Genomic DNA, 23,204 nt, shown 5'->3' with positions numbered 1-23,204 from the left:
TGTGGGAGCTGGCTTGCCTGCGATGAGGCCGGTACAGGCGATGCGGCACTAAATTTTACGCCACACACTCGCCAACCAAGGCTGCTGTTCCCGCGGCAACCCGGCCGGCCGGTAGTAGTGCTCCAGCTCTTCAAATCCGGCCTCGGTCAGCAAGCCCCGCCACGCCTCCAGGTCGTGATAAGAGCCATACCGCGGCCCATTCCAACCCTCCTGGTTCTCACCCCGTGGGTTGGAGCTGAACAGCACGCCCCCAGGCTTCAACGTGCCATGCATCTGCTTGAGAACCCGCGGCAATTCCTGCTTGGGAATATGAAACAGCACCGCATTGGCAAACACGCCATCGAAGCGCTCGGGTGGCAGGTCCAGCTTGAGAAAATCCTGTTGCAATACCTCACAGCCGCTGTCGTCCCGCGCCATCTGCGCAAACCGCTCGGAGCCATCCAGCCCCACGGCGATATGCCCCATGCGCGTAAAAGTCTGCAAATCCCGCCCCGGCCCGCAGCCGAAATCCAGCACGGTAAACGGCGCCGAGCCCTGGATATGTCGCAACAGCGCGTCGATGTTCTGGCTCACATCGTGATCACGGGTGCCTTCACGGAAGTCTTCGGCGACTTTGTTGTAATGGCCGAGGGTGGTGGAGGTGATCTGGTTGAGGTCGTCGGGGGCGAGTTTCATGGTGTGGCGCACCGCTGCGGTTGAGGTGGTCGGACTATACCTCAGGCTCACCCTTGAGTTGAAAGACGTGTATCTGGTGTAGGGCGGTTCATTGTGTGCGTGTTGGGAGAATCCGACAGACCGTCCCGCAGGATTCTGGGTAAGATTCGGCCCTCATTCAAAGAGGGTTGTACATTCATGGAAGAAGAAAAACGTTCACGTGAGGGTCAGAAATTCACTGCAAACAAGGTGGACCAATACGCCACGAAACTCAGCAGCGGCCTGCTCTGGCTCAATGAACGCGCCTGGCCGCTGACGGTGGGGATCCTGTCGGTGGCAGGCTTGTATTTGTACCAGTACATCCAGGTGGAAAAGGTACCCCTGAGTATTTTGTCGGCCGCGGCGTTCACCGCATTGCCGGCCATGTTCGCCATGTTGGTATTCGTCATCGGCATGATGGGCGCGTCGATCCTGATCCCTACATTCATCTTGTTCAAACGCCTTAACGACACGGGCGTGCGCCTTAGTGATCAGCTGAATCTCAGTCCGCTTTCCCCTCAGTTGACGGCCCAGCACCGGCGTTTATTGTTGCACTGGGCTGCCAGCCTGGTCGTCATGGCCATCTTCTGGATGTGCGCCGTGTACCTGTCGGTGAACGCCGAAAGTGGACCTTTGCTGACTGTCAGTTGGATTGTGGCGATCGTGGTGGCGGTACTCGCCTATGTCGGCATCATCATGCGCGCACGCCCTGCTCAGGTTGCATTGCGTGACATATCCGGCGAGTTCTGGCTGGCCAGTGTGGGTGCTGGCGCGGTTCAAATGCTGGTAATCCTGATGGTAACCGTGCCGGTCTCCCGCGCCTTCCTTGAGTATTCCGACAGCGCTGTGCTCTTTGCACCGTTCATGTTTGCCGAGGTGGTCGTGCTGTTCCTGGTCCAGGGCTGTGGGGCCTGCCTTGTGGTGTACATGCGCGATCACAAGAACCCGGTTGCCTTCGCATCACTGGCAGCCTTTGCACTCATCGTCTTCCTCGGGCTGATCCCGGCAAGCGGGTCGAAGCTGGGTGGGTTGCCATTGCAAGGCTCCGCCTCCGGAGGGCGCGTGTGTACGCTGATGACCTGGTCGGACGACGCCAAGGTTCTTCGCGTGCTGGTAGACGCCGACAACCCGCAGCGCAGTGTAAAACTGCGGGTAATGGCAGACTCGGACGGCAGCTACATCGTGCGCCCCTGGCAGGCCAAGGAAAAAACCGTCAGCTTCGTGCCCCATGCCAGCGTCGCGCAGTTGGACGAATGCCCGTGAGTTCAGCGCTTGTTCAATACCCGCGCCAAGCGATCCCCACTCAGTTGAATTACCGCCACCAGCACCACCAACAACACAATCACCGTGAGCATGATCTGCGAATCAAATCGCTGGTAGCCATAGCGGTAGGCAATGTCGCCCAGGCCACCGGCACCGATCGCACCGGCCATGGCCGATGAGTTGATCATGGTGACCAGGGTGATGGTGAACCCGCCGACGATCCCCGGCAGGGCTTCCGGCAGCAGCACATGCCAGATGATGTGCCAGCGCCGGCAACCCATGGCCTGAGCCGCTTCGATCAGGCCGTGGTCGACCTCGCGCAGGCTGACTTCGGCAATGCGCGCAAAGAACGGTGTGGCGGCGATGGTCAGCGGCACCACGGCCGCCCATACACCGTAGGTGGTGCCGACGATCAGCCGAGTGAACGGGATCAACGCCACCATCAGGATCAGGAACGGAATGGAGCGGAACAGATTGACGAACGCCCCCAGCACGCGGTTAAGCGCCGGCGCCTGGTAGATACCGCCCTTGTCGCTGGTAACCAGCAATACCGCCAGCGGGATACCGACCAGCAAGGCGATCAGCGACGACACACCGACCATCAACAAGGTGTCGATAGCGCCCTGTACTAAACGATCAAACCACATAGCCCAGCACCTCCACCCGTTGTGCCCAATTGCCGGCGCGGTTACGCAGCTCTTCGGCATTGTGCGGCGACCCATTCACCGCCAGCAGCAGTTGCCCCAAAGCGTGCCCCTGGATACGTTCCACACCGCCTTGCAGCAAACGCACGCGGCCGCCGAGGGCGCTGAACAGTGCGGCCAGGTCCGGCTCATCGGTATCGCTGCCGGTGAACTGCAAGCGCAGCACCAGCGCCGCATCAGCCGAGGTTTGTGTCGGTTGCAGGCGGTTTTGCAATTCGGGCGGCAGGCCGTGTTGCAGCGGTGCGAGCAGGGTCTTGCTGACCTCATGCTGCGGGTTGCCGAACACTTGCCACACCGGGCCTTGCTCGACGATGCGCCCGTGTTCCAGCACCACCACGCGGTCGCAGATTTCGCGGATCACCGCCATCTCATGGGTGATCAATACGATGGTCAGGCCCAGGCGTTGGTTGATCTCACGCAGCAGGCCGAGGATCGACTGGGTAGTCTCCGGATCGAGGGCCGAGGTGGCCTCGTCGCACAGCAGAATCTCGGGGTCGTGCACCAGCGCGCGGGCGATGCCGACGCGCTGTTTCTGCCCTCCGGAAAGCTGCGCCGGATACGCCTTGTGCTTGTCTTGCAGACCTACCAGCTCCAGCAGTTCATGCACCTTACGCACGCGTTGTGCCTGGGTCACGCCGGCGACCTTGAGAGGCAGTTCGACGTTCTGCCACACAGTCTTGGCCGACATCAGGTTGAAGTGCTGGAAGATCATGCCGATGCGCCGGCGCAGTGCGACCAGATGGTCTTCATCGAAGCCGCCGATGTCCACCTGATCGATCAGCACGCGCCCGCTGCTGGGTTGTTCCAGGCGGTTGATGGTGCGGATCAGCGACGACTTGCCGGCGCCGCTGCGGCCGATGATGCCGAACACTTCGCCACGCTGGATCGCCAGGTCGATGCCTTGCAGGGCGTGCACGGTGCCGCCATAGGTTTTGCCCAGGTTGATAAAACGCACGTGGGCGCGATTGAGGTCCGGGTGCAGTTCAGTTTGCTCGGCGTCCCTGGGCGCATGGCCCAGGTCGCGCAGTTGGGCGTTGGCGGCGGTCATTTTTTATCTTCCCAGCCGACTTGGTAGAGCTTGCCCAGGGATTTATCCAATGCGGCACGTACCACCGGCGAGTGCTGGTAGATGTCGACGAACTTGATCACTCGTGGGTCGGTCTTGCTCTTGGGCTGAATCACGAACTGAATCACGTACTCCGGGTGGTCGAGGCCATCGAACAGCAGCGCCGATTGCGCATCGAAGGTCTTGGACAGGCGGATATACGCCGGGTAGCCCTGCACCAGGTCGGCGTCGTCGTAGGCGCGTACCAGTTGCACGGCTTCCACCTGCAGGATCTTGAGCTTTTTGGGGTTGCTGACGATGTCTTCTTCGGTGGCCTTGTAGCCCACGCCCGGCTTGAGAGTAATCAACCCGGCCTTGGCCAGCAGTTGCAGGCCGCGCCCGCTGTTGATCGGGTCGTTGGCAATGGCCACGCTGGCGCCTTCGGGCAGGTCGTTGAAGCTTTTGTATTGCTTCGAATACAGGCCGACGTTGTTGATGATGCCCGGTGCGTAAGACACCAGGTCAAACCCGGCGGCGGCCTTGGCGTTTTCCAGGAAGGGAATGTGCTGGAAGTAGTTCACGTCGATATCGCCGGCGGCGAGGCTGACGTTGGGGGCGATCCAGTCGCTGAACTCGACCAGTTCGACTTTCAGGCCCTGTTTGCCGGCCTCTTCAACGGCCGCTTCCAGCGGAATGGCGAAGGCGGCGGTGGTGCCGATTTTCAGGGGAGGGTCGGCGGCGAAGACCGCTGTGCTGAATAACCCGAAGGCCAGGGCCAGTGCTTTGACTGGGTGGGTGAGCAGTGTTTTTTTCATAATCAATTTCCAGTCATAAGGTATAGGCACAAACAATGGAGATCCAATGTGGGAGGGAGCAAGCCCCCTCCCACATTTTTTGATCAGTGACGGTAGGTGGCGCCGGTGTGTTGTTCGGGTAGCCGAGCGGTGCCGTGGAAAACTTTTTCCCGCAGGGTGCCCTGCTCATAGGCGGTCTTGTACGACCCACGTCGTTGTAGTTCCGGTATCACTAGGTCAATGAAATCCACATAGCTCTCCGGCGTCACAACGCGCGTCAGGTTGAAACCATCCAGCCCGGTTTCGCTGATCCAGGATTCCAACTCATCGGCAACCTGTTCAGGCGAGCCCACCAAGGTGATATAGCGCCCACCCAGGGCGTGCTGTTCGAGCAATTTGCGCCGGGTCCAGTCGTTGTTTTGCAGGTTCTTGGTGGCCGACTGGATCGCGTTGCTCTTCACGTACTGGATCGGTTCGTCCAGTTCGTAGGTAGAAAAATCAATCGCCGTGGACGCCGAAAAGTGCGCCACACCGGCTTCCGCACTGGCATAGCTCAGGTACTCGGCGTGCTTGGCCCATGCAAGCTCCTCGGTGGCGCCCACGATCACGTTGAGGCCCATGAACACCTTGATGTCATCCGGGTTGCGCCCAGCCTCCACTGCGCTGGCGCGCACCTTGTCCACCTGTAGCCTGGTCGCGGCCTTGTTCTGCCCGCTGATGAACACGCACTCGGCGTGGCGCCCGGCGAACAGCAGCCCGCGCTCGGAACTGCCGGCCTGGAACAACACTGGCGTACGCTGCGGCGATGGCTCGCACAGGTGATAACCCTCTACCTGATAAAACTCACCGTGGTGCTCCACCTTGTGCACCTTGCCCGGTTGCGCATACACCCGCGTTTGCGGGTCGTTGAGCACCGCGTCGTCTTCCCAGCTGCCTTCCCAGAGTTTGTACAACACCTCCAGGTATTCATCGGCCTGGTCGTAGCGCCGGTCATGTTCGACCTGTTCGGTGAGGCCCATGGCTTTGGCGGCGCTATCGAGATAGCCGGTGACGATGTTCCAGCCGACGCGGCCACGGCTCAGGTGATCGAGCGTGGACATGCGCCGGGCGAACAGATAGGGCGGCTCGTAGGTCAGGTTGGCGGTAAGGCCGAAGCCAAGGTGCCGGGTGACGGCGGCCATGGCCGAGACCAGCAGCAACGGGTCGTTGACCGGTAGTTGGATGGACTCCTTGAGCGGCACGTCAATCGAGTTCTGGTACACGTCATAGACGCCGACGATATCGGCGATAAACAAACCATCGAACAACCCGCGCTCAAGGATCTGCGCCAATTCGGTCCAGTATTCGAGGCTCTTGTACTCGGTCGAGTTGTCCCGTGGGTGAGTCCACAAACCGTGGTTGATATGCCCGATGCAGTTCATGTTGAAGGCATTGAGCAGGATCTTTTTCTTGCTCATCAGATGGTCCCCCGCAGCGGCGGGTTTTCATCGTTGAGGTAATAGTTGCCTACCGCATGATATTTCCAGCGCACCGGATCATGCAGGGTGTGCACCCGGGCGTTGCGCCAATGGCGGTCCAGGCCATGCTCGGCCAAAGTCGCCTGGCTGCCGGCCAGTTCGAACAAGGTGCTGCCCGCTGCGAGGGAAATCTCGGTGCTCAGGGCGCGCACTTCGGCCACGGCGATGGACGCGGCGGCGACGGTCTGGGCATTGCTGTCGGCCTGGGCGCGGTCGAGGAATTCGCCGGAGCGCTCCAGCAACGCCTCGGCGGCGTGCAAGCGAATGCTCAGGTGGCCGAAGCTCTTTAGAGTCAGCGGGTCTTCGGTGGCCTTGTCGTTGCCGGAATCGATCCACGGGCGGGTCTTGGTGCGCACAAAATGCAACGCATCTTCAAACGCTGCGCGGGCGATGCCGGTGTCGATGGCGGCGTGAAGGATCTGCGCCAAGGGGCCCACGGTGGTCGGGCGTTCGAAGGCGCTCTGGAATGGGATCACGTCCTGCGTTGCGACCCACACGTTATCGAATACCACTGAGCCGCTGCCAGTGGTGCGCTGGCCGAAGCCGCTCCAGTCGTCGATGACCGTCAGGCCCTCGCTGTCACGGGGTACGAACGCCAGTTGCTGGATGCCGTTTTCATCCACCACCGAGGTGGGAATGCGTTGGGCATAGATCGCGCCGGTGGCGTAGAACTTGCGCCCGTTGATGCGAAAACCGTCGCCGTCGCGGGTGAGGCTGGTCACGCGGTCATGGGCGGTCTTGGTGCCCAGTTCCGCCAAGGCGTTACCAAAGCGCTGACCGGCCAGCACCTCGGCGTACAGGCGCTTTTGCTGCTCGGGGTTGCCGTTTACGCGCAGCACTTCAAGGGCATAAAAATGATTTTGCGGGATCTGGCCCAAGGAACCATCGGCCTGGGAAATCAGTGCAATCACCTTGGCCAGGGTGACATTGGATACGCCCGCGCCGCCGAATGCCTTGGGCACCGTGATACCCCACAGGCCGGAGCGCGAAAACACGTCCAGCTCGGGCCACGGCAGGCGGCGTTCGCGGTCGCGCTGGGCGCTGTCGCGGCGCAAATCTTCAGCGAGGTCGCTGGCGACAATAAGGGCTTGCTCATCGCTGGTGATAACCGCGACGTGGTGAGAAAGGGTCATGAGTTTCTCCAGAAGCTCGTGGAAAAAGTGTTCTGGTCGGTTAAATCCAGGAATGACGAGCAGGTAAGGTGCCGTTCAGTCGATACGCGCCGATGGCGTGATACTTCCAGCGCACCGGATCGTGCAGGGTATGCACCCGCGCGTTGCGCCAGTGACGGTCAAGGTTGAATTCGGCGAGGGTGGCGCGGCTGCCGGCCAGTTCGAAGAGCTTTTCGGTAACCTGCAATGCCACTTCGGTGGTGAGCACCTTGGCCTCGGCTACGGCAATCGAGGCGCGCGCGGCGGACTGCGCGGTGATCGGCGCCGCGCTGACCTGGTCCAGCACCTGGCCGGCCTTGCGCAACAGTGCTTCGGCAGCGTGCAGTTCGATCTTCATCTTGCCGATATCGGCGATCACATACAGGTCATCGCTGGCCCGCTCGACCTTGGCGTCGATCCAGGGGCGTGAACGCTCGCGTACAAAGGCGATAGTGTCGTCGAGGGCACCACGGGCGATGCCGGCGTCAATGGCTGCCTGGATCAGTTGCGACACGGCACCCTGGATATTCGGGCTTTCGCCCAGGCGCCAGTTGTCGATGACCAACTCCGGGTCTACCGCCACCCGGTCGAGCAGCACGGTGCCGCTGGCGGTGGTGCGTTGGCCAAAGCCCGACCAGTCATCGACGATGCGCAGCCCCTCGCTGCCGCGCCGCACGAAGGCCATGACTTGCTTGCCGTCATCGTTCAATGCCTTTATCGCGACCCAGTGGGCAAATAGTGCGCCGGTGGAGTAGAACTTCTGGCCGCTGACCACGAACCCATCGCCTTCGGCCGTGAGGCGTGCCTTGAGCTCCAGCGTGTTTTTGGTACCGCGTTCCGGGCCGCCGTTGCCGATGCGCCAACCGTCGAGCACGCTCTGGAACAGCTGCTTTTTCTGGCGCTCGGTCGCGGTGCCCTGCAACACGTGCAGGATGCCGAAATGGTTCTGCGGGATCTGCCCGAGGGCCGGGTCGGCTGCGCTGATGATCGCGAAGACTTCGGCCAGGGTCACAAACGACACCTGTGGGCCGCCGTATTCGCGGGGAATGGAAATACTGCCCAGGCCGCTGCGGGTGAATTGTTCGAGTTGCGCCCACGGCAGTTTGCGCTGCTGGTCGCGCGTAGCGGCCTGCAGGCGCGCAGCCTGGGCCAGCTCATGAGCCGCACTCAGTGCCTGGGCGTCGTTGCGCAGCACCGTTGCGGGCAACAACAGGGGGGCTACGTCCAGATCACTCTGGGGGGGTGTTAGAGCCAAGTTAGACATCAGCGCCGCTCCTTGGCTGCACGCAATGCCCTGGCGTTATGCACCGGGGTAATTCTGACCATACCGACCTCGCATTCAATGAAATAAAAACAGAAAAATCAGGAATGTCCGGTGGTCCGGTGCATATACCCTAAGCGTGTTAATTCTTTAAATAAACTAACTTTTAGGAATATGCATAGAAGGGCTGTCACCCCGGTTCACAGGGCGAGCCGAAGCGACGCGGTTGATAGCCCGGCGCGGGCGAGGCAGGTGGGGTTGGCACGACTGGCGTGCAAGCGGCGATACGTAGCGTGCGGGCCGGTGCCCAGCGTGAATTATTGCCCACGCGATCGAGAATGCAGTACGTGACTTCCAATCGGCAGTCGTCGCCCGCTTCGACAATGATCTGGGACGGTACCCACACCTGCACTGCCAGGCCAACGTTTTTGTCCTGGATTTTCGGCAGGTCCAGGCGCACATCACCCCAGCGCAGTGTGATGGCATCGCCGGCACTCATGTTCAAGTAAGGTTCGATGGTCAGCGGAATGCCGCGCCGAACCTGGTTGCGATTGACGCCATGGCGGCGGATCGTCTCGGGCAAACCCACGGGGGCGAGATTCTGGTTTTCATCACTTTCGTGGTTGAGGCATGGCGCAGGCTGGCCTCCGGGGTAGTTGGTCTTGACCCGCACCAGGGCGACGGCAGAGCGCATCGGGCCATGGCCGATTTGCAGGACCTGGTAGTGGACGCGTGCCGGCCCGTCCTGCACGAAGCTTTCCGGTACCCACAGATGAGTGAACGTGCCGATCTTGCACGCCGTCACCTTGCGCGAGGCGGCAAAGCAGTTGTTCCAGAACAGTTCGATCAGGTCGCCTTCCTCCATGCCCGAGTAGGGGGATATATCGACCTGCAGATGGGTGGAAGCCAGGGCGCTGATGCCGTTTCCTACCGCCTGGGGCAGCTTCGGGGCAGGCAGCATGGCCAGGGTTTGGGTGTGTGTCATAAGTAATCTCCTTGTTGCAGCCAGCAGTCATCGTTCCGAACCTTCGGCGCATAGGCACAGGGCGATTCGAAAGGAACGATTCAGTCAGTAGCCGGGATGGGATCCAATCCTCAAGGCGCTAGATAAGAGGGTTGGCCGGGGAGCGTCAATGGAGGCAAAAGGCTAAACGGCGGGTTTGAGGATATTCAGAAGGGTCTGACGGGGAGGGGGATTTTAAGGGGGGGACGGCGGGGGTATTTTATGCGCTGAAATGGTAACCCGTTGTAGGAGTGAGCTTGCTCGCGAAGAACGTAAACGGTAACGCGGTGATTCAGATCGACCGAGTTGCCTGGGCGTTTTTCGCGAGCAAGCTCGCTCCTACAGAGGGTGGGTCAGTGGGCGAGGAATTTGCTCAGAAACTGCCGGGTGCGTTCTTCCCTGGGGTTGGCGAACAACGCTTTGGCTTCACCCTGTTCAACGATCACGCCCTTGTCGAAAAAGATCACGCGGTTGGCCACGTCCCGCGCAAAGCTCATTTCGTGGGTCACGATGACCATGGTGCGGTTTTCTTCGGCCAGGCTGCGAATGGTTGCCAGCACTTCGCCCACCAGTTCCGGGTCGAGAGCCGAGGTGGGTTCGTCGAACAGAATCACCTCCGGCTCCATGGCCAACGCACGGGCAATCGCCACACGCTGTTGCTGGCCGCCGGACAGCCGCCTTGGGTAGGACGCCTCCTTGCCCGCCAGGCCGACCCTGGCCAACAGCTTGCGCCCCAGTTCGGTGGCCGCTTCCCGTGGCATCTTCTTGACCACAATCGGGCCTTCGATGACGTTTTCCAGCGCAGTGCGGTGGGGGAACAGGTTGAAGTTCTGGAACACAAAGCCCACGTGCTGGCGCAGACGACGCACCAGCCCCTGTTGCTGGTTGAGCGGCTTGCTGCCGTCGATCTGGATATCCCCCACCTTGATGCGGCCGCTGGTGGGTTCTTCGAGGAAATTCAGGCAGCGCAGGAAGGTGGTCTTGCCGGAACCGCTGGGGCCGATGATGGCGACCACTTCGCCTTCCTTGACCTCAAGGTCGATGCCGTCAAGCACCACTTGACCGTTGAATTGTTTGGTCAGTTTTTCAACCACGATCATGCTTCAGGACTCCAGGTCATGCCGGTTGACCCGGTCTTCCAGACGATTTTGCAGATGCGCCAGGATGCTCGCCAGGATCCAGTAGATCAGGGCTGCGGACAGATACATGGTGAAAATTTCGAAGGTCCGCGCCGATACCAGTTGGGCCTGACGGAACAGCTCGGGCACCTGGATGGTGGCGGCCAGCGCAGTGTCCTTGACCAGCGAAATGAAGCTGTTGCCCAGGGGCGGCAATGCCGTGCGCATCGCTTGCGGCAGAATGGCCCGGCGCAGGGTTTGCGCGCGGGTCATGCCAATACTGGCGGCGGCTTCCCACTGGCCACGCTCGATGGAGGCGATGGCGGCCCGCAGGATTTCACACGCATAAGCGGCCATGTTCAGCGAAAAGCCGATCATGGCCGCCGGGATCGGATCCAGCTCGATGCCCACTTGCGGCAAGCCGTAGTAGATCAGGAACAGCTGCACCAGCAACGGCGTACCGCGAAAGAACGACACGTAGACTCGGGCCGTCCAGCTCAGCAACTTGAAGCGCGACAGGCGCATCAAGGCCAGGCCGAAGCCCAGCAGCAAGCCGAAAAACATCCCGCCCAGGCTGAGGATTACCGTGTAGTACGCGCCCTTGAGCAGAAAGGGCGCGGAGTCCAGCGCGAGTTGAAGACCTGCTTCCATTATTGAGTGACGTCAGCGTTGAAGTACTTCTCGGACAGCTTCTTCAAGGTGCCGTCGGCGCGCAGTTTGTCGAGGGCCGTGTTGACCGCATCGAGCAATTCAGGCTCGCCTTTGCGCAGGGCGATACCGGACTCCTGACGGGAGAAGGCGTCGCCGGCAGCGGCAGTGTCGGGGGCTTTCTTGGCGTATTCGAGGGCGGCCAGGCGGTCGATCAGGATCGCGTCGATACGGCCGATGCGCAGGTCCTGGAACTTGGTTGGGTCGTCGTTGTAGGTCTTGATAATGGCTTTGGGTTGATTGTCCTTGAGCCATTGTTCGTAGTTGGTGCCCAGGCCCACGCCGACCTTTTTACCGGCCAGGTCGTCGGCTTTCTTGATCGAGTCGACGTTCTTTTTCAGCACCAGTGCCTGGATGCCGGACACGGTGTATGGCTTGGAGAAATCGTACTTTTTCTTACGCTCTTCAGAGATGGTCACCTGGTTGACCACGGCGTCCAGGCGCTTGGATTCCAGCGCGGCGAGAATGCCGTCCCACGGTGTAGCTTGCAGCTTGACCTTGACGCCCAGCTCCTTGGCCAGTGCTTCGGACAGTTCCACTTCGAAACCGCTGAGCTTGCCGCTTTCATCGACGAAGCTGAACGGTGGGTAGGTGCCTTCCAGACCGATCTTGATCTCGCCGGCCTTCTTGATGGTGTTCAACTGCTCGCCGGCAACCGCCTGGCCCAACCAACCGGCGCCAAGCGCCAGGCCCAAAGTGCTGACCAGCAGCGTGCGACGCAATACAGAAATAGTCATGAAGAGCCCCTGTGTTTTTATGGTGAGCGAAGCAGGTGACGCAGTAGTCGTATCCTGCCTTAAAGCGCGAAGCGCGTCTTCGCCTTCGGCGCGATGATAAAGCGGGTTTTTAAGACTTGAAAATAATAAAAAAACAATTTCATATTTCTTTTGAGAATATATGCCATTCAATCAATTGAATACTGAGTCATAGGCAAACAATGCCGGCGCCCCACCGGTATGCAGGAAAATGATCGGCCCCTCTTCAAACCGCTGGCGCCCGATGCCGTCCAGCAAACCGGCCATGGCCTTGCCGGTATAGACCGGGTCCAGCAGCAGACCTTCCTGGCTGGCCAAAAGTTTGATCGCGGAAAGGGTGCCGGCATTCGGTTCGCCATAACGGGGGCCGAAATACTCGTCCCACAGGATCACTTTGAAGGCGTCGGGAATAGCCACTCCGAGCAACTCGGCAGTGCGTTCTGCCAGGCTTTGCACTTTGGGCAACTGCGCTTGCTCGGTGCGCGACACGGTGATGCCGATCACCGGCAACTGCGGTAGTGCTTCGCTCAAGGCCAGGGCCAGGCCGCTGTGCGTGCCGGCACTGCCTGAGGCGAGCACCACGGCGGCGAACTCAATCCCGCTGTCTTCAATCTGCGCGGCCAGTTCCAGCCCTGCGCGCACGTAACCCAAAGCGCCGAGTGCATTGGAGCCACCGATAGGCACCAGGTAGGGCTTCTTGCCATTGCTGCGCAGGCGGTCGGCGAGGGCGGCGAGTTGGGCGTCGGCGTTGTCGAGGTTTTCCACCAGTTCCACTTTGGCGTCAAGCAGCTCCAGCAGCAGGCGGTTGCCATTGGCCAGGTAGTTGGCGTCTTCGGTGCCAGTAGGGTTTTCCAGCAGAGCAACGCAGCCCAGGCCGAGTTTGGCGGCCAGTGCGGCGGTCTGGCGGACGTGGTTGGACTGGATCGCGCCGGCGGTGACCAAGGTGTCGGCGCCCTGGGCAATGGCGTCGGCCGCCAGGTATTCGAGTTTGCGCAGCTTGTTGCCACCCATGGCCAGGGGCGTGGTGTCATCGCGCTTGACGTAAATGTCCCTGCCCAGCCAGGCCGACAGCCGTTCAAGTTTTTCCAGAGCGGTGGCACCGCCCAGTAGTTCCAGACGGTTAAAGCGCTCGAGCTGTTGTTTGATCATGGCTACGCACGGTGACTGAATGATGGGGAGGACTATAGGCAGGCACTTTTCATCGGGCAACCGTCAATCGCTTATGAACAATAGTTCTTACGACCACACCATTGGTTCTTAAGAGCTGCCAGGGTGCATACCGTAAAGTGATGGCCATTTCGTCAGGAGTGAATACCGTGAGTGAGCGTTCCAGTCATTGGCAATTGCAGACCATCGTCAGCCAGCTGCGCGGCGCGCGGGACCAGTGGCGAACGCGCAACGGTCGCTTGAGCGGCGAGCACGGTGGCCGTGAATTGCCGTCCCGCGAGGCGGTGGCGCAAATCCTCGAAGCCTTGTGCGGCGCACTATTTCCCATGCGCCTGGGCCCGGTGGACCTGCGTGAAGAAAGCGAAGACTTCTACGTGGGGCATACCCTCGACGTGGCGCTCAACGCCTTGCTCGCCCAGGCGCGCCTGGAGTTGCGCTACGCCGCACGCCAGGGCGGCGAAGATGACAGCGGTGTGGATGCCCATGCCATTCGGCTGATCCAGGATTTTGCCCTGGCATTGCCGGCTCTGCGCAGCCTGTTGGATACCGACGTACTGGCCGCCTACCACGGCGACCCGGCTGCACGCAGTGTGGATGAAGTGCTGCTGTGCTACCCGGGCATCCTGGCGGTGATTCACCATCGCCTGGCCCACCACCTGTACCGCGCAGGTTTGCCGCTGCTGGCGCGCATCAGTGCAGAAATCGCCCACTCGGCCACTGGCATTGATATCCACCCCGGCGCGCAGATTGGCCCGAGTTTCTTCATCGATCACGGGACTGGCGTAGTGATTGGCGAAACGGCGATCATCGGCGAGCGCGTGCGTATCTACCAAGCGGTGACACTGGGCGCCAAGCGCTTCCCTGCCGATGAGGATGGGCAGCTGCAAAAAGGCCATCCGCGGCACCCCATTGTCGAGAATGATGTGGTGATCTACGCCGGGGCGACGATTTTGGGGCGGATCACCATCGGCCAGGGCTCGACCATTGGCGGCAATGTGTGGCTGACCCGCAGCGTGCCGGCAGGGGCGAATATCACTCAGGCGAACTTGCAGCATGACGATGGGGCGCAGAAGTAATACCTGAGCCAACCGCCGACCCGTGTGGGAGCAGGCAAGCCAGCTCCCACATTTCGTATGTATTTCAACGTGGGGTCGCTGAACGATTTGCCTTCTTCATCCGTCATACCAATCCTTGAGCTAGTGTAGGAATCATCTACCACTCAGCCCTGCGATTAGTCCCAGACCGCCTATTCATGTTTAACTTGAATGTTCGTTCAAGTTAAACCCGGTGGTTCGCTGCCCGCTCACAACAGGAGGCTTACCTTTGCTGAGTCCGTTATTTACAGCCATATCCCGCAACCTTGAGGTGCATCGTTCATGAGTGCATCGTCCACCCCTTCCAGCGGCATGGTGCGCATGAATGCGCCCGTTTTCTACTTTGCCGCCACCTTCATCCTGCTGTTTGGCATCACGGTTATCGCTATCCCGCAACAGGCCGGAGCCTGGCTGCTGGCGGCGCAAAACTGGGCGGCCAATACGGTCGGCTGGTACTACATGCTGGCGATGACCCTGTATCTGGTCTTCGTGGTGGTCACCGCGCTATCGGGCTACGGCAAGATAAAACTCGGTGCCGACCACGACGAGCCCGAATTCAGTTACCTGTCCTGGGCCGGCATGTTGTTCGCCGCCGGGATCAGCATCACGCTGTTCTTCTTCTGCGTCTCGGAGCCGTTGACGCACCTGGTGCAGCCGCCCCAGGGCGAAGCGATGAACGCTGATGCAGCGCGCCAGGCCATGCAGGTGCTGTTCCTGCACTGGGGCCTGCATGGCTGGGGTGTGTTCGCGTTCGTGGGCATGGCCCTGGCGTATTTCGCCTACCGGCATAACCTGCCGCTGGCATTGCGTTCGGCGCTGTACCCGCTGATCGGCAAGCGCATCAATGGCCCTATCGGTTATGCGGTGGATGGCTTCGGTATCATCGCGACGGTGTTCGGCCTGGGCGCTGACATGGGTTTTGGCGTGTTGCACCTCAATTCCGGCCTGGACTACCTGTTTGGCATTGCTCACACCCAGTGGATCCAGGTGGGCCTGATCACGTTGATGATGGGCGCGGCGATCATTGTTGCGGTAGCCGGCGTCGACAAGGGCGTGCGGGTGATGTCCGACATCAACATGCTGCTGGCCTGTGCGTTGCTGCTGTTTGTGTTGTTCGCCGGGCCTACCCAGCACCTGCTCAACACCTTGATCCAGAACATCGGTGACTACCTGGGCGCGCTGCCGACCAAGAGTTTCGATGTGTACGCCTACGATAAGCCAAGCGACTGGCTGGGCGGCTGGACAGTGTTCTACTGGGCCTGGTGGATCGCATGGTCGCCGTTCGTAGGTCTGTTTATTGCGCGTATCTCCCGTGGCCGCACCATCCGCGAATTCGTGTTTGGCGTGCTGCTGATTCCGCTGGGCTTTACCCTGGCGTGGATGTCGATCTTCGGTAACAGCGCCATCGACCAAGTGCTCAATCATGGTATGGCCGCGCTGGGCCAGTCGGCCATCGATGACCCGTCGATGAGCCTCTACCTGCTGCTGGAAACCTACCCGTGGAGCAAGACGGTGATTGCGGTCACGGTGTTTATCAGCTTTGTGTTCTTTGTGACCTCGGCGGACTCAGGCACGGTGGTGCTGTCCACCCTGTCGTCCAAAGGCGGCAACGCTGATGAAGACGGGCCGAAGTGGCTGCGGGTGTTCTGGGGTGCGATGACAGCGCTGGTGACCAGTGCCCTGCTGTTCGCCGGCAGTATCGATTCGTTGAAATCTGCGGTGGTCCTGACCTCGCTGCCGTTCTCGCTGATTCTGCTGCTGATGATGTGGGGGCTGCACAAGGCGTTTTACCTGGAGTCGCAAAAGCAGATCGCGCAGTTGCATTCCCTGGCGCCAATATCTGCTTCACGCAAAGGCCGTGGCGGCTGGCGCCAGCGCTTGAGCCAGGCCGTGCATTTCCCGTCACGTGATGAGGTGTATCGCTTCCTTGAATCGACGGTGCGCCCGGCGATCGAAGAAGTGACGGCGGTGTTTGTCGAGAAGGGCCTGAATGTAGTCACTCAGCCGGACCCGTCCAACGACAGCGTCAGCCTGGAAATCGGCCATGGCGAGGAGCATCCGTTCATCTACCAGGTGCAGATGCGCGGCTATTTCACGCCGTCGTTTGCCCGCGGTGGCATGGGTTCCAAAGAGATCAACAACCGCCGTTACTATCGTGCGGAGGTGCACTTGAGTGAGGGTAGCCAGGACTATGACCTGGTGGGCTATACCAAGGAGCAGATCATCAACGACATCCTCGACCAGTACGAGCGCCATCTGCAGTTCCTGCATTTGGTGCGCTGATACCGTTCCTCTCAAGTAGGTCTTTGCTGTAAAAGGAAGAGGCAGACTTAAGCGATTCAGCGGGTTAAAAGGCTTGGGAATAACCTTATTCCCGGGCCTTTCAACCCTCAGTCCAGAGAGGATTCGATGACGTACATTGCTGCCGAAAACCGCTATGAATCTATTCCCTATCGCCGCGTAGGCCGCAGTGGGTTGGTGCTGCCGGCACTGTCCCTGGGGCTGTGGCACAACTTTGGCGACAGCACCCCGATCGACACCCAGCGCGCTTTGCTGCGCACGGCGTTCGACCTGGGTATCAACCACTTCGACCTGGCCAACAACTACGGCCCGCCCTATGGCAGCGCCGAGATCAACTTCGGCCGTTTGCTGCGTGAAGACTTCAAGCACTACCGCGACGAATTGATCATCTCCAGCAAAGCCGGTTGGGACATGTGGCCCGGCCCCTACGGCCAGGGCGGTGGCTCGCGCAAATACATCCTGGCGAGCCTGGACCAGAGCCTGCAACGCCTGGGCGTCGACTACGTGGATATTTTCTACTCCCACCGTTTTGACCCCGACACGCCCCTGGAAGAAACCGCCAGCGCCCTCGCCACCGCTGTGCAACAAGGCAAGGCGTTGTACATCGGTATCTCGTCCTATTCCGGGGTGAAAACCCGCGAAATCGCAGCCTTGCTCAAAGAGTGGAAAGTGCCGCTGTTGATTCACCAACCGGCTTACAACCTGCTCAACCGCTGGGTGGAAAAGGACCTGCTCGACACCACCGAAGAACTTGGCGCTGGGGTGATCGCCTTCACGCCCCTGGCCCAGGGTTTGCTCACCGACAAGTACCTCAATGGCATACCGGCCGATGCACGGGTCAATCGTCCGGGTGGTGGTTCGTTGCAGGCCCAGCACCTGTCCGAGGCCAACATTGCCCATGTACGCGGCCTGAATGAAATCGCCCAGCGTCGCGGCCAGAGCCTCGCGCAATTGGCGCTGGCCTGGACCCTGCGTGATCCACGGGTGACCAGCGCGCTGATCGGCGCGAGCCGGCCGGAGCAGATCATCGAGAACGTCGGGGCGTTGCAGAACTTGAGCTTCAGTGCTGAGGAACTGGCGCAGATTGATCGGTTTGCGCAGGAAGGCGGGATCAACTTGTGGGAAAAGCCATCCACTGCTGAATAACTGACACAACTGGGTCAAAAATGTGGGAGGGGCGGTGCGACGATTCGACTTGCTCCCGATAGCAGTGGGTCAGCTACGGATGAGCTGACTGAACCACCGCCATCGGGAGCAAGTCGAATCGTCGCACCGCCCCTCCCACATTTGGTTTTCGGTGTGGCGACTAGAACGGCACATCCCCAAGAATCGTAGCCCGGTGCATCACCCGCCGCTGTGGCCGGTAGTCATCCACGGCGTAATGCTGGGTCACGCGGTTATCCCAGAACGCCACGTCATTTTCCTGCCAGCGCCAGCGGATGGTGAATTCCGGGCGGGTGGCGTGGGCGAACAGCAGCTTGAGAATGGCCTCGCTTTCGGCCGCTTCCAGTTCATTGATTCGGGTGGTGAAACCGTCGCTGACGAACAGCGATTTGCGCCCACTTACCGGATGCGTGCGCACGACTGGGTGCGATAGCGGCGGGTTTTTCTTGCGAGTTGCCTCCCAGCGCACCAGGTCCTCGGCGGTGTTGCCAAAGCGCTCCAGCGGGAACGACTTGGTGAAGTCGTGTGTGGCGGTGAGGCCATCGAGCAAGCGCTTTAGCGGTTCAGACAGTGCTTCATAAGCCGCAATCCCACTGGCCCACAAGGTATCGCCCCCGAACGCCGGCAATAGCTTGGCGCTGAGCACCGCGCCGAGGGCCGGGGTTGGCAGGAAGGTTACGTCGGTGTGCCACACGGCATTGTCGCGCACGTCGGTGACGGCGGTGTCGAGGATCAGCACTTCGGGCTGTTCCGGCACGTTAGGGTAGATCGGATGAATGTGCAGGTCGCCGAAGTGCGCCGCGAACCGCGCTTGTTGCTGCGGGGTGATCACCTGGTCCCGGAAGAACAATACCGAGTGGTCGAGCAGCGCCTGCTCGATGGCACCGTGATGTGCCTCGCTTAGCGGCTGGGAGATGTCGACGCCACTGATCTGGGCGCCCAGGGCGGTACTTAATGGGGTAACGGTCAGGCTGCTCATTGTAGATTTTTCACTCAGTGTGCCTGGCCATGCCAGGGCACTAATTTACGCTGCAGGGCGCGCAGGCCCATTTCCATGGCGAAGGCGATCAGGGCGATCACCAGGATCCCCAGCACCACCACATCGGTGACCAGAAACTGCGCCGCCGACTGCACCATGAAACCCAGGCCGCTGGTGGCGGCAATCAACTCGGCGGCGACCAGGGTCGACCAGCCCACACCCAGGCCGATACGCACACCGGTGAGGATATCGGGCAGGGCGCTGGGTAGGATCACATGGCGAATCAGTTGCGCACGGGTGGCGCCCAACGACTGCGCAGCCCGCAGCTTGGCCGGGTCGACGGTGCGCACCCCGGTTGCGGTGGCGATGGCGATCGGGGCGAAAATCGCCAAGTAAATCAGCAGCACCTTGGACAGCTCGCCAATGCCGCACCAAATCACGATCAGCGGCAGGTAGGCCAGCGGCGGAATCGGCCGGTAGAACTCGATCAACGGATCGAAAATGCCTCGGGCAATGCGGTTGGCACCGATGGCAATCCCCACCGGCACGGCAGTCAGCACTGCAAAACCCAGGCCCAGGCCGATGCGGCTCAGGCTCGCGCCCAGGTGCTGCCACAAGGTGGAATCCATGTAGCCGGTGGTCGCCAGCAGCCAGCCTTTTTGCAACACGGCGGACGGGGGCGGCAGGAACAAAGGTTCGATCAAACCGGTGGCGGTCACCCCCCACCACAGGGCAAGCAAAGCGACCAGGGTCAGTGCGCTGATCCAGCGTGTGCTCAGGCTGCGGCGTAACGGGATAACGGCGGGTGCCACCGGCTTGCTGGCGGTGGCGGGAAGTTCGTAGCTGCTCATGCGTACACCTGCCGTTGGGAGAACACTTTGCCCAGCACGTGCTCGCGGGTTTCGATAAAGCGCGGGTCGGACTTGATTGCGCGGGCTGATTCACCGGCAGCGTAACGTTGGCCGAAATCCAGCTGCAGGCGTTCGACGATCTGGCCGGGGTTGGGCGCCAGCAGGATCAGGTCCGTGGCCAGGAACACCGCTTCTTCAATGTCATGGGTAATCAGGAACACCGGCTTGGCCGTGCGCCGCCACACTTGCAGCAGCAACTCCTGCATTTGTTCGCGGGTGAAGGCGTCCAGCGCACCGAAGGGCTCGTCCATCAGTAATACGCGAGGGTCGGCCGCCAGGGCGCGGGCGAGGCCAACGCGTTGCTTCTGGCCGCCGGAGAGTTGCCAGATGCGCCGGCTGTCGAAACCGGCCAGGTCCACCAGAGCGAGCATTTCGCGGGCGCGTACTTCACGCTGCGCCTTGGGCACGCCGGCCAGTTCCAGGCCGAAGGCGACGTTGGCCAGCACGTCCTGCCAGGGCAGCAGGGCGTCGTCCTGGAACACCACACCGCGTTCGGCGCTGGGCCCTTTGACCGGCACACCGTCGAGGGTAATCCGCCCGGCAGAAGGCTCGACGAAACCGGCAATCAGGTTCAACAGCGATGTCTTGCCACTGCCGGAGGGGCCCAGGGCGACCAGCAATTGCTGGGGCCCAAGGTCCAGGGAAATATCGGACAGTACCGGTTCCGGGGCGCCTGGGTACTGTGCGCTGATGCGCTCCAGCTGTAGCAAGGCCATCGCGATGAACTCCTTGGATCAGTTAGAAATGAACTTGGCGCTGACGTAAGGGGCGTAGTCGGGCAGTACGGCATCGACCTTGCCTTGTTCCTTGAGGAACACAGCAGTGTCGGTGACTGCCTTGGTGGTCGGCGCGCCCAGCAGGGTCACCTGGTCAGCGGCCAGCGGGTAGACGTTGCCTTGCAGCAGCAAGGGAATGTCACTGGCCTTGGCGCCGGAGAGTTTCACCAGCTTGTCGACGTTGCCGGTGTCGGCCAGCCAGGCTTGTGGGTCTTTACGGTAGGCGGCGTAGGCATCCAGGGTGACCTTGGCGAAGGCGGTGACGATGTCCGGGTGCTTCTCGGCAAAATCCTTGCGCACGATCCAGGCATCGAATGTTGGCGCGCCGAACTTGGCCAGTTCGCCGGAGGTGATCAGCACCTTGCCGTTTTCCTTGGCTACGCCCAGAGCCGGGTCCCACACGTAGGTGGCATCGATATCACCGCGCTTCCACGCGGCGATGATGGCCGGAGGCGCCAGGTTGAGAATGGTGACTTTGGCCGGGTCGATGTTCCAGTGTTTCAGCGCGGCAAGCAGGCTGTAGTGGCCGGTGGAGACGAAGGGCACGGCGATCTTTTTGCCGATCAGGTCCTGCGGGCTGTTGATCCCCGATCCGTTGCGCGCCACCAGGGCTTCGGCCCCGCCGATCTGGGTGGCGACGAGGAAGGTTTCTACTGGGACTTTGCGGGTTACCGCGGCAGTCAGCGGGCTGGAACCGAGGTAGCCGATCTGCACGTCGCCGGAGGCAATGGCGGCGATGATGTCGGCGCCATTGTCGAATTTGCGCCAGTCGATTTTGGCGTTGGTAGCTTTTTCATAGGCCCCGTCAGCCTGGGCGACTTTGGCCGGGTCGACGGTGGTCTGGTAAGCGATAGTCACGTCCGCCGCCTGGGCAAACAGACTGGCACCGGCCAGGGACAACGCGGCCAGCAAGCGCAGAGGGGTCAGCAGTTTCAAGGGGAAGCTCCTCAATCAGGCGGCCGAGAGTCGGCGTGTGAGGAGACTAAATGATCTAAGAACTCGAAAATAAATAACCTTTTCGAATTAGCTTATGAGTAGAAAGGTTGAAGCAAATCTTTGTTCCGGTGATGACCAAATGTGGGAGGGGGCAAGCCCCCTCCCACATTGGAACTGAGTAGAGCTCCGGTTAGTTGCTGATGGCGAGGATGCTGGCCTGGTACGACCCGACAAACACATCGAAATCGCCCACTTCGTTCTGCTCAAGCTCCGCCTGTTGCGCCAGCGACGCACGGGCCAATTCTTCAAAGTGCGCTTGTTCCTCAGGCGCCAAAGGCTCCTTGCGGAAGTATTCGGCATGTACTTCGCTTTGATGCAGAGAGAACTGCGCAAAGCTTTCCTTGCGTTCAGCCATGGCCGCCAACACCTGGGCCGACGGCGTCAGGGACGGGTCCTTGACCTTGGCCAGTTGGGCATCCAGCGCTTCACTGTGTTCGGTCATGCCCTGGCTCTCGTCGAGCAAGGCGGCCAACGGTGCAATCTTCTCCAGCAACTGCGCAGCCCATTCCTTCATGTCCACCGGCTGGCCGTCACGTTGCAATTGCAGGCCCGGACGCCGACCTTCCTTGACCACGCTGAGGAAGTTGGAGGTGGCGTTGCCGCACTCGTTGTTGGCGAACAGCGGGCTGTCGTTCAGCGCGCAATACAGCAGGAATGCGTCGAGGAATCGCGACTCCGGCAAGTCGATCCCCATCGGCAGGAACGGGTTGATATCCAGGCAGCGTACTTCGATGTACTGGATACCGCGGGCCATCAGCGCCTGGATCGGCCGCTCGCCGGTGTAGGTCACGCGTTTGGGACGGATGTTGGAGTAGTACTCGTTTTCGATCTGCAGGATGTTGGTGTTGAGCTGCACCCACTCACCATCCTTGTGCGTGCCGACTTCAACATACGGCGCGTAGGGCGTTGCCACCGCTTCGCGCAGGCTGTCGGTGTAGCTGGCCAGGTCGTTGTAGCAAGGCGTCAGGCCAGCCTGGGCGTTGCTCTGGTAACCCAGGTCGCTCATGCGCAGGCTCGTGGCGTAGGGCAGGTACAGGGTGTCGGCATCCAGGACTTCAAGCTGGTGCGAGCGGCCGCGCAGGAAACCGGCGTCCAGGGCTGGCGAGGCACCAAAGAGGTACATCAACAGCCAGCTGTAGCGACGGAAATTACGGATCAGCGCGATATAGGCCGTGGACTGATAGTCACGGTCGGTACCGACAAAGCCTTCGGCTTCCTTGAGCAACGGCCACAGCTGTTCCGGCAGCGAGAAGTTGTAATGGATGCCGGCAATGCACTGCATGGTCTTGCCGTAGCGCAGGGCCAGGCCCTTGCGGTACACATACTTGAGCTGGCCGATATTGGAGGTGCCGTAGTAGGCGATCGGAATATCTTCCTCGGCCGGTAACGGGCACGGCATCGAGGGGCTCCACAGGTATTCGCTGCCCAGCTTGGAGTAGGCAAAGCGATGGATCTTGTCCAGGCTGCCCAGGGTCTCGGCCGGGTTGGGCAGGGCTGGGGTGATGAACTCCAGCAGCGATTCCGAATAGTCAGTGGTGATCTGTTCGTTGGTCAACGCAGCGCCCAGGGCTTCAGGGTGCGGCGTTTGCGCCAGGCGACCCTCGCTGGTGACGCGCAGGCATTCGCGCTCGATGCCGTGCAAGCACTGCTCTAGCAGGGAGAGGTGTTCGCGCTTGCCGAGCAGGGCCAGGCGGCGGTTGAGAAGTTCGCTCAAGTTGGATTCCTTCACGCGTCAGTCGCCCCAATATGGGGGTGGGCAGGACGGTCTACAAGGGTGAAGTGGAAACTGGCGTGATCGCCTGGT

Annotated in this window: 21 protein-coding genes; 4 read left to right on the top strand and 17 right to left on the bottom strand. The window is 60.8% G+C overall.

Features of this window, described 5'->3' with window-relative positions:
* Positions 1–48: 48 nt before the first annotated feature.
* Positions 49–675 carry a class I SAM-dependent methyltransferase gene (locus J1G33_RS10105; protein ID WP_223018008.1) on the bottom strand — a complete coding sequence of 209 codons (627 nt, stop codon included), beginning with the start codon at positions 673–675 and terminating at the stop codon, positions 49–51.
* 177 nt (positions 676–852) lie between these two features.
* Here J1G33_RS10105 and J1G33_RS10100 point away from each other — a divergent pair, with 177 nt between their 5' ends.
* Positions 853–1,956: a hypothetical protein gene (locus tag J1G33_RS10100; RefSeq protein WP_223018007.1), complete on the top strand. Its 1,104-nt coding sequence runs from the start codon at positions 853–855 to the stop codon at positions 1,954–1,956.
* A gap of 2 nt (positions 1,957–1,958) precedes the next feature.
* Here J1G33_RS10100 and J1G33_RS10095 read toward each other — a convergent pair whose 3' ends face one another.
* The 11 genes from J1G33_RS10095 to J1G33_RS10045 form a co-directional block, all read right to left on the bottom strand.
* Positions 1,959–2,603, bottom strand: a complete 645-nt coding sequence (locus J1G33_RS10095) for a methionine ABC transporter permease (RefSeq protein ID WP_078820022.1) — start codon at positions 2,601–2,603, stop codon at positions 1,959–1,961.
* Complete coding sequence (locus tag J1G33_RS10090) at positions 2,593–3,708, bottom strand: ATP-binding cassette domain-containing protein (RefSeq protein ID WP_078820023.1); 1,116 nt, start codon at positions 3,706–3,708, stop codon at positions 2,593–2,595. Before J1G33_RS10090 ends, J1G33_RS10095 begins: the two co-directional genes overlap by 11 nt.
* On the bottom strand, positions 3,705–4,520 hold the full coding sequence (locus J1G33_RS10085) for a MetQ/NlpA family ABC transporter substrate-binding protein (protein ID WP_103733995.1): 816 nt from the start codon (positions 4,518–4,520) through the stop codon (positions 3,705–3,707). Before J1G33_RS10085 ends, J1G33_RS10090 begins: the two co-directional genes overlap by 4 nt.
* A gap of 83 nt (positions 4,521–4,603) precedes the next feature.
* Positions 4,604–5,956: an LLM class flavin-dependent oxidoreductase gene (locus tag J1G33_RS10080; RefSeq protein WP_032878423.1), complete on the bottom strand. Its 1,353-nt coding sequence runs from the start codon at positions 5,954–5,956 to the stop codon at positions 4,604–4,606.
* Entirely contained in the window at positions 5,956–7,149 is a 1,194-nt protein-coding gene (locus J1G33_RS10075; protein ID WP_223018006.1) for an SfnB family sulfur acquisition oxidoreductase, read from the bottom strand. The genes J1G33_RS10080 and J1G33_RS10075 overlap by 1 nt, the downstream gene beginning before the upstream one ends.
* A gap of 40 nt (positions 7,150–7,189) precedes the next feature.
* Positions 7,190–8,431 (bottom strand): SfnB family sulfur acquisition oxidoreductase, encoded by a 1,242-nt coding sequence (locus J1G33_RS10070; protein WP_032878422.1) that lies wholly within the window; start codon positions 8,429–8,431, stop codon positions 7,190–7,192.
* 187 nt (positions 8,432–8,618) lie between these two features.
* Positions 8,619–9,413, bottom strand: coding sequence for a hypothetical protein (locus J1G33_RS10065; RefSeq protein ID WP_103733993.1), 795 nt, complete (start codon positions 9,411–9,413; stop codon positions 8,619–8,621).
* Between the two features lie 371 nt (positions 9,414–9,784).
* On the bottom strand, positions 9,785–10,531 hold the full coding sequence (gene tcyN, locus J1G33_RS10060) for an L-cystine ABC transporter ATP-binding protein TcyN (RefSeq protein ID WP_005783788.1): 747 nt from the start codon (positions 10,529–10,531) through the stop codon (positions 9,785–9,787).
* A 3-nt stretch (positions 10,532–10,534) separates the two neighbouring features.
* A complete protein-coding gene (tcyL, locus tag J1G33_RS10055) occupies positions 10,535–11,200 on the bottom strand; it encodes a cystine ABC transporter permease (RefSeq protein ID WP_032878420.1) in 666 nt (221 codons plus the stop codon).
* On the bottom strand, positions 11,200–11,994 hold the full coding sequence (tcyJ, locus tag J1G33_RS10050; RefSeq protein ID WP_032878419.1) for a cystine ABC transporter substrate-binding protein: 795 nt from the start codon (positions 11,992–11,994) through the stop codon (positions 11,200–11,202). Before tcyJ ends, tcyL begins: the two co-directional genes overlap by 1 nt.
* Before the next feature lie 171 nt (positions 11,995–12,165).
* Positions 12,166–13,161 carry a D-cysteine desulfhydrase gene (locus tag J1G33_RS10045; RefSeq protein ID WP_223018005.1) on the bottom strand — a complete coding sequence of 332 codons (996 nt, stop codon included), beginning with the start codon at positions 13,159–13,161 and terminating at the stop codon, positions 12,166–12,168.
* Between the two features lie 167 nt (positions 13,162–13,328).
* Here J1G33_RS10045 and epsC point away from each other — a divergent pair, with 167 nt between their 5' ends.
* The 3 genes from epsC to mgrA all read left to right on the top strand — a co-directional run bounded on the left by epsC (position 13,329) and on the right by mgrA (position 17,720).
* Positions 13,329–14,255, top strand: coding sequence for a serine O-acetyltransferase EpsC (gene epsC, locus J1G33_RS10040; protein WP_005783794.1), 927 nt, complete (start codon positions 13,329–13,331; stop codon positions 14,253–14,255).
* 339 nt (positions 14,256–14,594) lie between these two features.
* A complete protein-coding gene (betT, locus tag J1G33_RS10035; RefSeq protein ID WP_164366000.1) occupies positions 14,595–16,556 on the top strand; it encodes a choline transporter BetT in 1,962 nt (653 codons plus the stop codon).
* A 126-nt stretch (positions 16,557–16,682) separates the two neighbouring features.
* Entirely contained in the window at positions 16,683–17,720 is a 1,038-nt protein-coding gene (mgrA, locus tag J1G33_RS10030) for an L-glyceraldehyde 3-phosphate reductase (RefSeq protein ID WP_103733990.1), read from the top strand.
* A gap of 160 nt (positions 17,721–17,880) precedes the next feature.
* Here the strand turns inward: mgrA and tauD are convergent, their stop codons facing one another.
* The 5 genes from tauD to gshA form a co-directional block, all read right to left on the bottom strand.
* The gene (gene tauD / locus J1G33_RS10025) at positions 17,881–18,717 is read right to left on the bottom strand and encodes a taurine dioxygenase (protein WP_223018004.1); all 837 of its coding nucleotides are present in this window, start codon (positions 18,715–18,717) and stop codon (positions 17,881–17,883) included.
* A 14-nt stretch (positions 18,718–18,731) separates the two neighbouring features.
* A complete protein-coding gene (tauC, locus tag J1G33_RS10020) occupies positions 18,732–19,568 on the bottom strand; it encodes a taurine ABC transporter permease TauC (protein ID WP_032878413.1) in 837 nt (278 codons plus the stop codon).
* Complete coding sequence (gene tauB / locus J1G33_RS10015; protein WP_032878412.1) at positions 19,565–20,344, bottom strand: taurine ABC transporter ATP-binding subunit; 780 nt, start codon at positions 20,342–20,344, stop codon at positions 19,565–19,567. Before tauB ends, tauC begins: the two co-directional genes overlap by 4 nt.
* A gap of 18 nt (positions 20,345–20,362) precedes the next feature.
* On the bottom strand, positions 20,363–21,340 hold the full coding sequence (tauA, locus tag J1G33_RS10010) for a taurine ABC transporter substrate-binding protein (protein ID WP_032878411.1): 978 nt from the start codon (positions 21,338–21,340) through the stop codon (positions 20,363–20,365).
* Between the two features lie 190 nt (positions 21,341–21,530).
* A complete protein-coding gene (gene gshA / locus J1G33_RS10005; protein ID WP_032878410.1) occupies positions 21,531–23,114 on the bottom strand; it encodes a glutamate--cysteine ligase in 1,584 nt (527 codons plus the stop codon).
* Between the last annotated feature and the right edge of the window lie 90 nt (positions 23,115–23,204).

The organism is Pseudomonas sp. P867, from assembly GCF_019891455.1.
Taxonomy (GTDB): Bacteria; Pseudomonadota; Gammaproteobacteria; order Pseudomonadales; family Pseudomonadaceae; genus Aquipseudomonas; species Aquipseudomonas synxantha_A.
Note: the sequence above shows the minus strand (reverse complement) of the source record. Positions and strands in the feature narration are given on the sequence as shown.